This window comes from Priestia flexa NBRC 15715 (assembly GCF_001591565.1).
Lineage (GTDB): Bacteria > Bacillota > Bacilli > Bacillales > Bacillaceae_H > Priestia > Priestia flexa.
Window position 1 is genome coordinate 1 of record NZ_BCVD01000111.1, and the last position, 13441, is coordinate 13441.

Below are 13441 nucleotides of genomic sequence, written 5' to 3' on the forward strand. Positions count from 1 at the left end.
GGCGTTCATGCTTACGTTAGCTTGAATCGCAATAATATCAACGTTTATAGCCGTTTTGAACGACTGTTTATATTCGAACGGATTGATTTCAACGTCATTACTTAACGGTGAATATCGTTAACTTAATAATACCTAAATAAGCTTAGATAAACAAGAAAAATCAACACACTTCCTACTACAAGGACTTAATATCCATATAAATAACATAGATAATAAACAAATATTGTAACATTATGGTGGTTAGTTTATAATTATTTAGGAAAAAAGACACAAGGATGGTGAATTTATGAAATACTTTTATCAAAGTTTTTTAGACAACAGAGACAAGACTAAAGGTAAAATTGGTGATTTGAAACATTTTATAAGAAATGAATCTTTAGATAAGCAAATTGAAGAGGCATTTCCTAGATCAAGTTTTGGAAAAGATTCTGACGATATAGAAGTTAAAGGAAGTAAACAACTTTTAGAGGCTTTTATTAATGTAGATAATGCAAAAATGGATTTACCTGACCCTTTAGAAGATATTAAATTCATTAAATTTGATGAAGACGATAAGCATATTGTCTTGGAATTTACTAAAACAGAGAATCTTCAAGCAAAAGGAGTTTATAATTTCACCCATGACTTTTTAGATGATTTATTTACAATCGGAGGCTTCTATAGTTTTTGTGTGAAGAAAGGTTCATTAGAAATTTTATCAAATACATTAGAAAACCTTTTTGAGAAATTTCCTGATTTAAAAAGACAATATCGATTTTTAAAATATAATGATGAATGGGTTTTAAGAGGGGTAACATCAACTAAGTATAAAAATTATGATAATCATATAGTAATATATTTAAGTTTATTAGCTCTTCACAACTATAGTCAAGAAACCAAAAAGAAATTCTCTATTTCGGAAGGTAGATTAAGTGATTCGGATATTTCTATTTATTTTGAGGAAGAGGATCCTATACACTTAGAAGGAGTAGGTGATGTATACTTTAGAATATATATATCAAACGGAGAGATTCGACAAAAATTTTTCACTTTTGAAGTTGGGTATAGAATTGATAATGGAAAAAGTTCTTTTGTAGCTATGCCTGAACTTAATGATCCTTTGGTAAAAGTAAGTCACAGCATGAAAGTAGAGTCCGTTAAAGAACGAATTGAAAATATTTTTAATTTAGATCAACATAAAAATTCTATGTTAGAATACATTGTTGCTCTGAAAAATGAAAAAAAATTATCTCCTGATGCTATCCATTATTTATTTAGTAAAATCATTAGATCTCAACAAAAATTTAGTGAAAATACTAAAAATAAAGCCAAGAATTTTAAGGAGTCTAGTAGTATAGTTGATAATACTCTTACTTTAATTGAAGTATTAGATCGCTTAAGTGAAATCACTACTGATATTAATGAAGCTGTTCACCTTCAAAGGATATATGATGATGTAATTAGAAATATTGCAAAAAACTCTTAATAAAGAAAAGGAGTATTTTTACTCCTTTTCTCTAAAAACTATAAATTATTTAAAAGCTTGATCCCCTTTGAATTGTACTGTAACTAACACCATATTTCACCTACTTTCCTCGTAACGCGTTATTCATGATATATGCTGCCGCATTTCTAGACTCGACCGCATTCCAAACATCATCACCGTCAAAGTTGTTCGAAACAGTTAGGTCAATAATCAATACTTCTTTAAGCTGTTCATATATGTTCATCTCTTTCACTTCCTTTATTTGTTTTTTGTAGGAGATGATGCGCGGCTGCATACGAAAAAGACACCCCGTGAAGGGCGCCCTTTATACGAATGTGACCGAAGCAATTTCCGGTTCGATCGAATATTTATCGCTATAATGTTGTTGTAGCGATACTGATAACGTATACCCATCCGGTAAGTTAACCGTTACATCGACTGCTGGCGTTTTGTTAGTTCTTACCTGGATTAACTTTCGGAATGCGTTATCGATCTCAGCCGATAAAGTTCCGTCTCGGTGTAAACCGGTAGTTGGAGGTGTTCCAAAATCGAATCCATCTACTGCGATAGTTGAACTGAATACTGTTCCGCCCCTTGTGAAAGTATTCCCCTCGTAAATTTTCTTTTTAATAGTAATTGTTGCGCTCATTAATAATTCCTCCTATTAATTGTTTTTTGTATAGAAAAAAGACGAGCCGAAGCCCGCATTAATCCGTTAAATATTCATATTGAAGGTAAATTTGACCTCCGCTATTTCGGCCGACGTTAACGATTGTTTTATCCTTGTTCTCTGCTTTCCACGTTTCGTAGGATTCTTTATCGTAAAACATTAGGCTTTTCTGAACAATTGTTTGTTGTTTTTTGATTAATTCTTCCGGTGATCTCCGAATAATTAGCAATTTTATTCCTCCTATTCCGTATATTGGACGATAATTAAACCGTCCTCGTTATCTACGTCGTGAATCATTTTAAAATCCTCGCGCTTCAGCCATTCGATATAGGTTTTTTCATTCTCGAAAGCTAACGTTTTTATACGCGTTCCTGCTGTGCGACTATAGCTCGACTTGTTTATTGATCTCATTTAGTGCCTCTATACGTCGGATGCGTCATTTTTAGGTGTTTCAACGGTAGATTAGCGCTGTCAGGTAACGCTTGTGCGATTTTAACCGGTAATAGTTCGCCGGACTTAACCGCATCAAGCTCCATATACAAGCTACGAGCCTTCTTGACGACTGCTGCCTCGTTTGTAGCTTCCGCGATTCGCCCCACTTCCTGCAATAAAGCAAGCTTTCGGCTATCTGTCATATAAGGAACCTGCTCAATTAACGTATCGATGACGCCTGTATTACCGAACTTAACCGAAGCTATTGTTTCCGTTACAACGTCTCGAGCAGCCTTACGTTCATCTTCTGATATATATCTGCGCTTATTAGCTAAGTCGCGCATCGCTGACTCTTTAGTGCTTGCGACAATTGCTTCGTACTTGCTGTTTAACGCTGCTACTTCCGTTTCAAGCTCAGCTTTCATTTGCTTTGAATAATAATCGATAGCGCCTTCGACTTTGTAAACGGGATCTTCACTCTTAGTCATTGCATCGTATTTCTTACGGTAGTCAGCGACTAACCTTTCAATTTTGTTTTCGATTTCGTCTAGGTTCGATAAACTTACTGGAACTGCTTTGCCGGATGCCTCTAGGTGCATCGCTTCGGTAACGTCCATTTGTTGAATCGACTGGGATGGCATTCCGTTATAATCTTCTGTTAAAAATACTTTTTTGTTCATAATGCTCTCTCCTTATTCTTGGTTTAGTTTGTAAAAAAGGGTTATTAGATAGGCGAATTTGGTGCCTTATTATCGCCTTTAATACTATTAGTCTCCAAACGTCGAAAGCGCCTTAAAAAGTCTATCTAATCGTTCAAACGTCGTGCTCTCATTTTCGCTAAATGGTCCTGCTGTTTTTCGGACGGAACATTATACAACCGCACCTGACTTGGCGCTAAATAACCTTCGATGTCAATAATCATTCCGTCATCGTCTGTGTACGCCCTAGTAACCTCGCCAACTTTCGTTAATTGGTCAATATGCTGCTTTGATGTGCAACGGAATTTCCACTGTTTTTGCACAGCATCGTATAGTAATAGCGTTTCCTGTTCTTCTTTCGGATAAAAACCCATCAATACCACTCCTCCTCTTCGATAATTTCTTCCTCTTCTTCGTAATCTGGTTCCGGTAGATACTCAATTGTTCCATCGCGATAAAGAATCGCTTGTCGGATCGTTTCGAAATTGTTACCGTAATATTCGCTGACTATAATGACTTCACCTATTTTCATTTTTAGCTTGACCTCCCGGATCCATTGCGCTATTATTAAAATGGGTAATTCTGTTCAAATTCTCTACGAAAGTTAAAAACTCATCGCTGATCTCGAGCGTTTTGGCTAACTTGGATTTTGTCATTGGCGAAATTCCTCGCTGTCCAGTTTCAATAAAGGCCACAGTAGTCGCTGACACTCCGATCAACTCTGCGAAAGCCTTCTGGGTCATTCCAAGGTGCAACCTGAACGCTTTGAAAACGTTACTATTCATATTTTCTTTACCCCCTATTATCAAATACTCACAAATATTTTTTATAATACGCCCAACTCGGCGTTAGGCTTCTCTACTACTGCAAAGCTTGTCGCCAGTTAAAATCCTTAGAGCTTATCTCCGTCATAATCGATGATTTCCGCCTTCTTTTTGCTATTGCCTTTTCCGTATAAACTTTCTTTAGCTTGTATATAATCCATCTTTTGCAAGGTCATTGGACGTTCATAGCGCCATCCGACCTCGATCATCGCCTGTTCGTTAGCCCAGCACGGATACTCAAGCCACCACAAGTATAAATCTGACTTCGTCTCCTTCTTCGGCTTCGGATTTAGGAACGCTTTTTCGGCGCGTCTAATCCTCGTCTGCAGCGTTTTTTGACTCGTCTTACAATCTGCGCAGCACGTACGCCGGTTATTACGTAGGCTGTCATCACGAAAATAGTAATCGCAATAGTCGCAGCGTTTGACTCGTTTGTCGTTTGGGTCATTTAATTCTCCGTTGTGGAAAGGCGCTAGTAGACGTTCAATTTCCGCACGTCCTTTACCTTTGAAAAATTCTAGCGTATATTCGACGGCTCCCTCACCCGGGTCGCGCCCATTATCCATTCCCATTATTAGCAGCTCCCTTTCTCTATTAGATAGCCCATTGTGAGCATTTTAGATGGTTCGAATACTAAACCCTTCGTTAATAAATCAAACCTCCGAAATCGCTTATTAGATAGGCGCTTTGCACGGTTAAATCAAGCGTTTTTTGCTTTAAGTGCTCTCGTAAGCGCCTGCTGGAATTCAGGCGTATTCTCGAATATAAAAACCAAACCGCTTCCTTTTCTCGCAGGCTCAGTATCTACGAGACTGTATCCTTCCTTGATTAATTGACGTGCGATACGTAGCGAAAATAGGCATTTGAATTCATTCATTTTTGGTTCCTCCTTGTTTTATGGATTGCACGAAACGGACAGTCCGCTTTCATTGTTATCATTGGTCTTTTAATATCTACGACTAAGGTATATAAGTAATTTATTACTGACGAAACCGACTACGAAAGTAGGCGGAATCATTGCTTACTACGTATTGCTTACTTTGTATTGCTTACTATACGTTCCTTTCGCAAAGGCTAAATACCAAAAAGGAAAGCCCTATTGCCAAAAGGTACAATCCATCAAGAATCCGCCCCCTTTTCGGCCTTTTGTTCGATTTTAAGTAGCTCAGATAAGCGATACTCTAAATTACGCGCTTCAATATCTGCAGCCGTTTTTATAAATTCATCAACTACTTTCGGATGCGCTTTAGCGAACTCATCTCGCGTTAAAGGATCGTGTACATAGATAACGTCCTTGTTCGGAATAATAGTCGACTTTTTAACGGTAACTAAGTTATATCTCTCTAAAACTTCTAACCGGCTAGCAAATGCCTTTCTACCTAGCCCTGATTGAGCGTATAAATAATCTTTTGAATGCCATACTGCGTTATACATATCACTGTCTTCTTTGCTGTTTCTCCAAGAACGTAAGAAAGCGTAAAGCCCTGCCACATCCGTATTAAATCCAGGTAATTGCGTGTACATACGTACTAAAGACGTTTTCAACATTGATCCTCCTGTTTGCCAACCGAAATGACGGTCGATTAATCCTTGCTTTTGAATATCGTTCATTTTGCAGCTCTCCTTTTATTTGTGGTTTTATATAAAGCCGATAATTAGTCGGCGATTTTTCCGCCTTACTTTGAATACAATGCATCAACTTCGAAAAGTGGGCGTTTCTCACAATAATTTCAGTTGATAATATGCCGACGAGTATTGCAGTCGCGCACCCGTTACCTGATATTACGAAGCGAATTTGCGATTGGCACAAACGCTATACAACTTAAATAACGTTTGATGTTCCGAAATTGGACCTTTACCCTATACATAGATATATCCCTCAGTCCGCAAAAGTGGATATTTCGCCTACATTTTATATAAAGCGTTAGGTCCGAAAAGTGGACGTTATAATTGATATAAGACCGTTATTTGCTACGTTGTACAAAAGAACGCAAAAAAAGCGCTACAATTGCCGTTGTGCGCCTGGTCATTACATATATACGATATCTGCCAGCTTTTCGATTTCTGTTGACTTAAATCCCATTAAATGTTAATGTGTTGCTAAGTAATATTTCGTCTGGAACTAACGGTTGCCTCCGTTGGTTCTTTTTTTATGCGCTAATTCAGCGAAAAAATCTGCCACTGACATTTCCGCTATAGAACTCAGGTCCATTCCGTCCAATAGCTCGGGCCCAAATAAATGTGTTTCGATTACAGTTTTCCAATCTTTTACCGTACCGTTCGCTTCTCTACGCAAAACCTTATGAACGCTCAGCCCTTCATAACCTTTCGCCAAGTACAGCTCGTTGCCTAATCGAACTACATCCCGCTTTATTACCTCGGTGCTATCGTCGTAAACGTACAAGTAGCGCTGTTTCATTGGGCATCGCCTGCTAATTTCGCTATAAGTTTAAACATCCCCACTGCCGAAAGATCTTCGATTTCTTCCATCTTCAAACTTCTGACACCTTTATCTTCGTTGTAATCATTTAAATGAGCTAGTTCATCTAAGAAGACGTAGGATCCATCCAGACTCTTTGCTACTCGCTGCAGTAACAACCCTCCGTCAACATCCGGATACAAGATAACGTCGTTTTCTATGAACAAAACTTTTACCTCTTCATATGTTGTTTCTCCTTCTAACTGCCATTTAATTTTTACGTTTTTCACCATTTAAACCATCCGCCTTTTATTTTTATTACGAATATACGCTTTTTCGTATATCGTTAATTTGATTATAGACTAGCTTTTTTTATTCGTCAATACGCTTTTTCGTATTTACGCAAAAATACTTTTAGTTTATAATTTACTTAAGAGGTGAAGTCATGTACAAGATTCATGTTAAATTAGCTGAAGCTATGGAAAGCCGTGGTATTCACACGCAAAAAGAGTTGTTAGCTTTAATAAAAGAAAAGACAGGCGAAACTCTTCGCGCAGCTACAGTATCAGATATGTATAATAATAAGAGCACGAACTTAATCAATCGAAAATACTTAGAAATCATTGCAACAGCGTTAGAAATTCAAAATATCGGTGAGCTAATCGAGCTAGATACTTCTGAAACAAAATAAAAGCGCCTTTTGGGCGCCTTCTTAATTAGATAATCGCTAGTGGTATTATCAAACCAATACTATTACCGACCCCTACAATAATCTTCATAAAAGTTGGCATTAACTGAACTAATACATAACCTAAAGATGCATTTTGTATTAATGATATCCCCTTATCTTTTTGATTTATCATAAACATTAAGCCACCAGACGACAGCATTACTAACGCAATAGGGTAAGACAACGCTTGAATTATGTCGACTAGAGGCATTAGCGCATCTACAATCTGCTCTTTTGCATGGTTTTTGACATACTCGCCTGGTCCTGCGGCATATGCATGATTAGAAGAGCTTACACCTGACAATCCTATGGTCGTTACGCCTGCCAGCGCGATCAATGCATGCTTTACTTGGTAAGCTCTTGTTCCCTTTTTAATTTGCTTCACTATGCCATCCGAGTCCCTCTTACGTATGAATTCACTGATGGTCCCTACCGTTTCAACTTTGCGATTAAACATTTATACCGCTTCCCCTCTTCATTAGATGAAATCCGATATTGTAAATACCTTTACGTCAAGGCCTTCGCATAGCTCTTCTAGCTTCCTACTTCTATATTCTGTCGTTGTAATCCAAATAAACGCTGGTTCCCTATCGAATACCCCGAGATCAATCAGTTTGCGATACTTACTCATTTTCGTTTTATTAGCCAACATTGTTTGAGTGTGATCTACTTCTATAATGTAATAACGACCCTCATGTGAGAATAAAGCGTCACAAATGGCTTTTACTCGGTTAGGAAGTTCAAGTTTCACTTCGTTTTTCCATGTCTCGGGACAGCCATACGCAATGTACAAGCTATTTCGCATGATAAAATGGCGTGCCTGAAGTGTTTTTTTACGGACTTTCTTAGCGTTAACCAGTTCTCGACCCTCTTTCGTTAAATAGTAAATCGCTTCACCGTCGCGAAAATAAGTTACGTATCGACTCATGTCCTTTAGCACACGCGATGTATTTCGAGGACTGCCTAAATTATGAATAGCCTGCAGCTGTGAACGACTGAGATAATCACACCTCTTCAATGATAAGCAGATCTCGATTTGACGTTGTTCCTTCTTGATGGCTTTCTGCATTTGCATACGGCTCCTTTCGCGATGTGATGTTAATATACGGACCAATAGTATTTTGAATGAAGCTATCGTCAATAAATGGCGTCTGCACGATATTAGTTTGATCCGTTTGATATATTGCTCTTCCTTTGATTAACGGCAACTTTTCCGCTCCTTCTTCGTCCAGCACAACACGACTTGCTACCGCATTTCTTACGCGAAAGCACAATTTTGCCTCACTATTCTGCTTACATTGTCGTGGGATAACATCGCCAGTCGGATACTGAGTCGCCAAAACCTGTCGAAAGCCTAAACCTGCGCCTAACCTTGCGATCTGACTCATGTACTTTTGACATTGTTCTTTGACCTGCCGTTCTTCCTTCGTTACAGCCTCTTGCGGATTCAATTCGCCTACCTCATCGATAAGAATAAAGTGGCGTTCGGTAATATGCGTATCTTGGACCTTACGCTTATTCAATTTCCGCAACGTTTCCTGCATGGTCCGCATATCTTTATACGCCTGTTCTAACGCTACTAGAGCTTCTTCAGGTTCGTATGCGATGCGCTTTACTTGATTAACATTTTCATAACCGCCAAATTCAACCCCGCCTTTTAGATCAATTAACGTAAAGCTGACGTTATTGGCTTGCGTAGATATCAACGAGCTAATCAGAGCGTTAAGAAAGTTCGACTTTCCGTAGCGTGTGGCGCCTCCAAGCGCTAAATGTGGCGTTGCTTCGAAATCATGTTTAATTAGTTTTCCAGCGCGATTAATCCCAACCGGTATCTGCCAACCGTTCAACTTACGTAATAAGGATCCCGTATAAGGAAAATGATCGGTTAACGGTTCAGTATAGACTTTGAATCGTAGCATACCGTCGAAAGTTAGCTCAATTTCCTTTTGCGCACTTCGCTTTCTCTCAAATAAGCTACGAACCTGCGTCAAAAGGTCTTTGTTCAACTGGACAGACCTTATATCTTCGAAAGATACATTTGTTAATCTTCGTTTGATATTTAAGCCGTCTTGAAAACGATCTAGCTTCTCTTTAAATTGATTTACCGACATTCCCTGCGGCATTTGATAGACATACTCCGTATAACCGGCGCCTCTAGTTCTACGGTGAATTCTAATTTTTTGCCCATCCTTCGCAACAAGACCCGCGTTCGCTGCAATTCGCTCTATCCTCTTCGCATCATTACCTCCTCCGTGTTGATAGACGTAGGTTGAAGCTAAGACGCTACTCATTGCAATTGACGATAGTATTTCGAATATCACAACACCACCTCCGAATCTTAATATCTGATAAGATAGTTTCTCGCAAGTAGAACGATTCAAAATGGCTTCAGACGTTGGTAGAAAAGGATTTCTAGAGACGTTTTAAAATACTAGCCGCGAAATTTCATACGAAGAGAGAAACGGGCTGTTCTATGCGCATTGTGAAACGTATTTTGACTCGCTTAGTGAATGGTATTCTCGCCCGTTTGTCCGTTATGTCATTAATTTGCGCTCGGTTTAAAAAATGACATTTCGGTCAAGCCTATTAACGAGGTGATAAGGATGTTTAACTTATTCGGATTAGGTAAGAAGCGAACAGAATTCGGTAGTTGGTTAGATCGTGAAGGCATTTCTCAGATTGAATTAGAAGAAAAGGCGCAGCTTAGTCGTGGAACGATTTCGAGGTTATGTAACGATAAAGAGTACAAACCTAAACATTCAACGCTCGCAAAGGTGCGCAGAGGATTAAAAACGCTTGGTAAAGACGTGCCAGAAGACTATTTTAAAATGTGATAGAATCGAAGGATCAAAGTGTTTTTTAGATATCCGCATTTAAGATACGGTAGGCAAGGATAATTACGATTATAGAGCCGCCCCCCTACCTTAACGCCCTGAGTTTTAAAATTTCGTAAGAAAATGTCGCAGCTTAGGCGAAAGGTTTTCATTTATGCCTACCCCGCCCATTCATTATCAATGTATTTGATATACATTATCAGTTCCTGTAACATATCTTATGTAAACTAGCACTTAGAATAACCCTTGATACATCAACGTTTGTTAACTTCCGAAGAACTATACGCTATACATTATTTATGCATGCTTGATATGACACGGTTTCTTATCCGTATAATGTTACCCATCGTCCTTCGTAATGAATAAAATACTGCATAACCCCCTGAGTTCCAAAGACCTCTTCCGTCCCAGGCATGTGAGGCTGATAATTACTTACGTTAGATAACACACGATCTATCGCTAAATACACGTTCCTTCTATATATGCGACCGTATAGGCTTAACGTAATGTCAAAGCGTTTTGAGGGTCGCGCGTAACACTGGCTCGGCTGGTGAAACGTACTATAAAACCGGAAGGTATCGTCCGATTCAGTACGACGTAATATCACGTTATAGCTCGAGTTTCTTCTATATGGTGCGCAAAATAAGTACGTCTCAAATTCTATCGAACTCTCACTTCCGGTAAGTAGATAGCTTAAAATTGAAATGCGACTACAAAAACGTTAAAATAATATTGGTTTACGGACTCTCCCATTAAGGAGAAAAAAATGTACAATCAAAAACAGCTTTCAGAAGAACTAAAAATTCCTCAATCAACGCTAAGTGAACGAATTAAACGGTTTGGGACCTTAATCGATACTACTTACGAAGATGGGAAAATTAGTTATACTGAATGTGCTAAGGAGCAAATGATATTAATCGAATACGCTTACCAAAATAAGAATTTAGGTTTAGATATAAAACTAGAATTATCAGCTTTACTGGTTGCTTATAAAACCATTTACAGAGTCCAACAAATGAAAATCTAAAAAATAAATAACATGGAGAGTCCGTAGCTATAACTAGCTATACTTACGAGTACGTACATAAACGTACTGACGGAGTAATACGCTATATAGTTGCGGACTCTTTTGCGAAATAAACCAACGAAAGATTACACGGTATTTAGCCAATTAAACAACGGATTTTCCCTGCGCTTCCACACCGCCAGCTTTGCCTCCACTATGCGGTAAAAATATCCTTCGAATGTATTACGTATCTTACTCAACTTCTTAGCGAAAATAGTCTCTTTAAACGCCTGTATAACATCTGCTAACACTTCCGTCTCTTCTAACGGCAGAGTCACTTCGCTCTTTTTATAGGCAACTAATACTCGATTCCATAAACGATAAATAGTATCGGCCGATTCATAAAAAGGCGCAGTGGCGTCTACGAAAGCTTTCGGTACATTAGAAGGCGTGAATGATTCGTCTAACTCGACCTCTTTAACGTTAATTCGTTTATTAATTCTCTTAGAAGGCAATGTTTTAGAAATCTCTGTTTCGGAGCTACCTTTCGCTTGTTCAACGCTTGATACGGCAGGCTTTGGCGCATCTTCACGGGGCGACATTTCCGCAGTGACAGGCGGAGTGACACAGCCGTCCACAGTTCGGATCACATATACGTTGTGGCCCGATCCTCCTTTCGCTCGAATAGTTGATTTCCGCTCAATGACACCGTAAGATGCCAGCACTTTTAATGCGCGTTGTACCGTACGCTTACTGCATTCCGTTAAGTTAGCGATAGTTTCCACCTTTAAGAACGCTACGCCAGCGATTTTACATGCGTAACGAGATAACGTTTTAAGAATACGAATAGCTGACGGCGTTAGTTCGTGCTTGTATGTATATAGAAAGCCGCGAATAGCTTCGTTCATTTCATTTACGTTAGCGAATGATTGCAATTGCTTCATTTCGCTATAATTAGCTGCATTTAACATCATATATTCCCCCGTTTGGGACACATACAAGCACTTTTGGACGCATTTGAATAAGCGTTGACTTTTTACGCTTTTTTCGATACCATTTAATTAGCGATTAGATGGGCGTCTGCTTTGTGCAGGTGTCCTCTTTTTTTGTCTTTTTTCGGTTCAGTTACGTCTTTGGCGAATGCCATTAATCGGTGAGTAATCATCGTGGCTCCTACGCATCTCTTCCGTATCCATTTGGATATAACGGCGCATGGTACGTATATCAGCCCAACCGCCCATTTTCTGTAATGTAAAGGCGTCACAACCGTTTAAAATCATGTTTTTGGCCCATGTATGGCGATAAACATGCGCTGTAACCTTCTTACCTGCTACTCCGGCTTTATCAGCGTAATATTTCAAACGTTTATTGAAGTGATTTTCACTAATCGGCTCACCAAAGCACGAAAGGAATATACGATCTAATTTAAAGTGCGTTTGGTTTTCGGTAACTAATTGCATTAATAACTTCGATACATAAGCTGATATCGGTACCAAACGAGGCTTTCGATTCTTATTCTTCTCGCCAATTAACGTTATAAAGCGAGTCTGAAAGTCGATATCAGAAATACGTAAATTAATAAGCTCTCCTATACGCAATCCGCTATCGAGTAGCAAGTTCATAGCAACGAAGTCACGAAATCCTACAAAATCTTTTTGATTCGGCTGCATTAATATCTTTTTTATCTCTTCTTCCGTAAAGCAATTCGTTAGGTCTAAGTCATGGCGCAGTAGCTTTACTTTATCCATCGGATTGACTTCGATTAGTTCTTCACGCTCTAAGTAGTTAAATAATGCTCGATATACGCGCAACCTAATGTTAATCGTCGTTTCTGCTAATCCTACTCCTTGTTTATCGCAGTCAATATACTTATGGCCATCATATTTTTTAGCTTCGTATTTAAGGTAATTAACGTAGTTGCGAATCATCTCCGCCGTTACTTCTTCCATCAGCGCTACTTCCGGATAATTATCTGCGAGCCAATCGGTAAAGTATCGCCAAGTCTTTATGTAGTCTCTTAGCGTTCTTTCTCTAACGCCTTCTATTTTCTTACCGGCGATAACCATATCGAGTCCTTGCTCTAACGTTAATTGCGGGTACTCTTTCGAACCAATGCGCTCTCTTACTGGACTTCTTCTCTTTCGCTTCTTTAACGCCATAAAAAAACGACCTCCCTAACGATGTGTTTTTCACCGTTAAGAAAGTCGTTATTTTCAATCCTTCGAATAGGAAACTGGGGTTGTTAATACGCTTGTATGCGATTGAGTTCTCGCATATTTCAAACGTAATACACAACCATCGTCCATGCTTCCGATTAGCTTGCCGAAATATTATCTCGGTAGCTTAAAACGTTGATATATCGC

22 protein-coding genes are annotated in these 13441 nt (G+C 38.8%); 4 read left to right on the forward strand and 18 right to left on the reverse strand.

The genetic code is table 11. The annotated features are described in order from the left end of the window. The first annotated feature begins 286 nt into the window (after positions 1-286). On the forward strand, positions 287-1465 hold the full coding sequence (locus tag BFL01S_RS15795) for a hypothetical protein (protein WP_061786256.1): 1179 nt from the start codon (positions 287-289) through the stop codon (positions 1463-1465). Positions 1466-1565: 100 nt separating this feature from the next. On the opposite strand, the gene BFL01S_RS15800 is transcribed toward BFL01S_RS15795, so the two are convergent. The 13 genes from BFL01S_RS15800 to BFL01S_RS15845 form a co-directional block, all read right to left on the reverse strand. Beyond that, complete coding sequence (locus tag BFL01S_RS15800) at positions 1566-1709, reverse strand: hypothetical protein (protein ID WP_156474939.1); 144 nt, start codon at positions 1707-1709, stop codon at positions 1566-1568. A gap of 81 nt (positions 1710-1790) precedes the next feature. Next, the gene (locus tag BFL01S_RS15805) at positions 1791-2114 is read right to left on the reverse strand and encodes a hypothetical protein (RefSeq protein ID WP_061786258.1); all 324 of its coding nucleotides are present in this window, start codon (positions 2112-2114) and stop codon (positions 1791-1793) included. A gap of 58 nt (positions 2115-2172) precedes the next feature. After that, positions 2173-2364: a hypothetical protein gene (locus BFL01S_RS15810; protein ID WP_061786259.1), complete on the reverse strand. Its 192-nt coding sequence runs from the start codon at positions 2362-2364 to the stop codon at positions 2173-2175. A gap of 11 nt (positions 2365-2375) precedes the next feature. Beyond that, positions 2376-2546, reverse strand: coding sequence for a hypothetical protein (locus BFL01S_RS20510; RefSeq protein ID WP_156474940.1), 171 nt, complete (start codon positions 2544-2546; stop codon positions 2376-2378). Next, positions 2543-3247 carry a hypothetical protein gene (locus BFL01S_RS15815; RefSeq protein ID WP_061786260.1) on the reverse strand — a complete coding sequence of 235 codons (705 nt, stop codon included), beginning with the start codon at positions 3245-3247 and terminating at the stop codon, positions 2543-2545. Before BFL01S_RS15815 ends, BFL01S_RS20510 begins: the two co-directional genes overlap by 4 nt. Before the next feature lie 125 nt (positions 3248-3372). Next, positions 3373-3642 carry a hypothetical protein gene (locus BFL01S_RS15820; RefSeq protein WP_156474941.1) on the reverse strand — a complete coding sequence of 90 codons (270 nt, stop codon included), beginning with the start codon at positions 3640-3642 and terminating at the stop codon, positions 3373-3375. Next, on the reverse strand, positions 3639-3797 hold the full coding sequence (locus BFL01S_RS20515) for a hypothetical protein (RefSeq protein ID WP_156474942.1): 159 nt from the start codon (positions 3795-3797) through the stop codon (positions 3639-3641). Before BFL01S_RS20515 ends, BFL01S_RS15820 begins: the two co-directional genes overlap by 4 nt. Next, a complete protein-coding gene (locus BFL01S_RS15825; protein ID WP_061786262.1) occupies positions 3784-4050 on the reverse strand; it encodes a helix-turn-helix domain-containing protein in 267 nt (88 codons plus the stop codon). Before BFL01S_RS15825 ends, BFL01S_RS20515 begins: the two co-directional genes overlap by 14 nt. A gap of 107 nt (positions 4051-4157) precedes the next feature. Further along, positions 4158-4661: a hypothetical protein gene (locus BFL01S_RS15830; protein ID WP_061786263.1), complete on the reverse strand. Its 504-nt coding sequence runs from the start codon at positions 4659-4661 to the stop codon at positions 4158-4160. A gap of 128 nt (positions 4662-4789) precedes the next feature. Beyond that, entirely contained in the window at positions 4790-4966 is a 177-nt protein-coding gene (locus BFL01S_RS20520; RefSeq protein WP_156474943.1) for a hypothetical protein, read from the reverse strand. 242 nt (positions 4967-5208) lie between these two features. After that, positions 5209-5700, reverse strand: coding sequence for a hypothetical protein (locus BFL01S_RS15835; RefSeq protein WP_061786264.1), 492 nt, complete (start codon positions 5698-5700; stop codon positions 5209-5211). Positions 5701-6211: 511 nt separating this feature from the next. After that, complete coding sequence (locus BFL01S_RS15840) at positions 6212-6508, reverse strand: hypothetical protein (protein ID WP_061786265.1); 297 nt, start codon at positions 6506-6508, stop codon at positions 6212-6214. Next, on the reverse strand, positions 6505-6801 hold the full coding sequence (locus BFL01S_RS15845) for a hypothetical protein (RefSeq protein ID WP_061786266.1): 297 nt from the start codon (positions 6799-6801) through the stop codon (positions 6505-6507). Before BFL01S_RS15845 ends, BFL01S_RS15840 begins: the two co-directional genes overlap by 4 nt. A gap of 152 nt (positions 6802-6953) precedes the next feature. On the opposite strand from BFL01S_RS15845, the gene BFL01S_RS15850 reads away from it, so the two are divergent. Continuing rightward, a complete protein-coding gene (locus tag BFL01S_RS15850) occupies positions 6954-7199 on the forward strand; it encodes a helix-turn-helix domain-containing protein (RefSeq protein WP_061786267.1) in 246 nt (81 codons plus the stop codon). 25 nt (positions 7200-7224) lie between these two features. On the opposite strand, the gene BFL01S_RS15855 is transcribed toward BFL01S_RS15850, so the two are convergent. The 3 genes from BFL01S_RS15855 to BFL01S_RS15865 all read right to left on the reverse strand — a co-directional run bounded on the left by BFL01S_RS15855 (position 7225) and on the right by BFL01S_RS15865 (position 9559). Then, positions 7225-7575 carry a hypothetical protein gene (locus BFL01S_RS15855; protein ID WP_235859250.1) on the reverse strand — a complete coding sequence of 117 codons (351 nt, stop codon included), beginning with the start codon at positions 7573-7575 and terminating at the stop codon, positions 7225-7227. 141 nt (positions 7576-7716) lie between these two features. Further along, the gene (locus BFL01S_RS15860; protein WP_061786269.1) at positions 7717-8307 is read right to left on the reverse strand and encodes a replication-relaxation family protein; all 591 of its coding nucleotides are present in this window, start codon (positions 8305-8307) and stop codon (positions 7717-7719) included. Continuing rightward, on the reverse strand, positions 8243-9559 hold the full coding sequence (locus tag BFL01S_RS15865) for an FtsK/SpoIIIE domain-containing protein (protein WP_156474944.1): 1317 nt from the start codon (positions 9557-9559) through the stop codon (positions 8243-8245). Before BFL01S_RS15865 ends, BFL01S_RS15860 begins: the two co-directional genes overlap by 65 nt. 282 nt (positions 9560-9841) lie before the next feature. Between BFL01S_RS15865 and BFL01S_RS15870 the strand changes: the two genes are divergently transcribed. Beyond that, on the forward strand, positions 9842-10072 hold the full coding sequence (locus tag BFL01S_RS15870; RefSeq protein WP_061786271.1) for a helix-turn-helix domain-containing protein: 231 nt from the start codon (positions 9842-9844) through the stop codon (positions 10070-10072). A 766-nt stretch (positions 10073-10838) separates the two neighbouring features. Further along, positions 10839-11099, forward strand: a complete 261-nt coding sequence (locus tag BFL01S_RS15875; RefSeq protein ID WP_061786272.1) for a hypothetical protein — start codon at positions 10839-10841, stop codon at positions 11097-11099. A 125-nt stretch (positions 11100-11224) separates the two neighbouring features. Here BFL01S_RS15875 and BFL01S_RS15880 read toward each other — a convergent pair whose 3' ends face one another. Further along, on the reverse strand, positions 11225-12052 hold the full coding sequence (locus BFL01S_RS15880) for a helix-turn-helix domain-containing protein (protein ID WP_235859251.1): 828 nt from the start codon (positions 12050-12052) through the stop codon (positions 11225-11227). 147 nt (positions 12053-12199) lie between these two features. Next, positions 12200-13237, reverse strand: a complete 1038-nt coding sequence (locus BFL01S_RS15885) for a tyrosine-type recombinase/integrase (protein WP_061786274.1) — start codon at positions 13235-13237, stop codon at positions 12200-12202. Between the last annotated feature and the right edge of the window lie 204 nt (positions 13238-13441).

What these genes read in the sequence shown, in the direction of transcription:
- BFL01S_RS15795 (WP_061786256.1), top strand. Translation starts at nt 287, where the DNA reads ATGAAATACTTTTATCAAAGTTTTTTAGACAACAGAGACAAGACTAAA.
- BFL01S_RS15800 (WP_156474939.1), bottom strand. Translation starts at nt 1,709, where the DNA reads ATGAACATATATGAACAGCTTAAAGAAGTATTGATTATTGACCTAACT.
- BFL01S_RS15805 (WP_061786258.1), bottom strand. Translation starts at nt 2,114, where the DNA reads ATGAGCGCAACAATTACTATTAAAAAGAAAATTTACGAGGGGAATACT.
- BFL01S_RS20510 (WP_156474940.1), bottom strand. Translation starts at nt 2,546, where the DNA reads ATGAGATCAATAAACAAGTCGAGCTATAGTCGCACAGCAGGAACGCGT.
- BFL01S_RS15815 (WP_061786260.1), bottom strand. Translation starts at nt 3,247, where the DNA reads ATGAACAAAAAAGTATTTTTAACAGAAGATTATAACGGAATGCCATCC.
- BFL01S_RS20515 (WP_156474942.1), bottom strand. Translation starts at nt 3,797, where the DNA reads ATGAAAATAGGTGAAGTCATTATAGTCAGCGAATATTACGGTAACAAT.
- BFL01S_RS15825 (WP_061786262.1), bottom strand. Translation starts at nt 4,050, where the DNA reads ATGAATAGTAACGTTTTCAAAGCGTTCAGGTTGCACCTTGGAATGACC.
- BFL01S_RS15830 (WP_061786263.1), bottom strand. Translation starts at nt 4,661, where the DNA reads ATGGGAATGGATAATGGGCGCGACCCGGGTGAGGGAGCCGTCGAATAT.
- BFL01S_RS20520 (WP_156474943.1), bottom strand. Translation starts at nt 4,966, where the DNA reads ATGAATGAATTCAAATGCCTATTTTCGCTACGTATCGCACGTCAATTA.
- BFL01S_RS15835 (WP_061786264.1), bottom strand. Translation starts at nt 5,700, where the DNA reads ATGAACGATATTCAAAAGCAAGGATTAATCGACCGTCATTTCGGTTGG.
- BFL01S_RS15840 (WP_061786265.1), bottom strand. Translation starts at nt 6,508, where the DNA reads ATGAAACAGCGCTACTTGTACGTTTACGACGATAGCACCGAGGTAATA.
- BFL01S_RS15845 (WP_061786266.1), bottom strand. Translation starts at nt 6,801, where the DNA reads ATGGTGAAAAACGTAAAAATTAAATGGCAGTTAGAAGGAGAAACAACA.
- BFL01S_RS15850 (WP_061786267.1), top strand. Translation starts at nt 6,954, where the DNA reads ATGTACAAGATTCATGTTAAATTAGCTGAAGCTATGGAAAGCCGTGGT.
- BFL01S_RS15860 (WP_061786269.1), bottom strand. Translation starts at nt 8,307, where the DNA reads ATGCAGAAAGCCATCAAGAAGGAACAACGTCAAATCGAGATCTGCTTA.
- BFL01S_RS15870 (WP_061786271.1), top strand. Translation starts at nt 9,842, where the DNA reads ATGTTTAACTTATTCGGATTAGGTAAGAAGCGAACAGAATTCGGTAGT.
- BFL01S_RS15875 (WP_061786272.1), top strand. Translation starts at nt 10,839, where the DNA reads ATGTACAATCAAAAACAGCTTTCAGAAGAACTAAAAATTCCTCAATCA.
- BFL01S_RS15880 (WP_235859251.1), bottom strand. Translation starts at nt 12,052, where the DNA reads ATGATGTTAAATGCAGCTAATTATAGCGAAATGAAGCAATTGCAATCA.
- BFL01S_RS15885 (WP_061786274.1), bottom strand. Translation starts at nt 13,237, where the DNA reads ATGGCGTTAAAGAAGCGAAAGAGAAGAAGTCCAGTAAGAGAGCGCATT.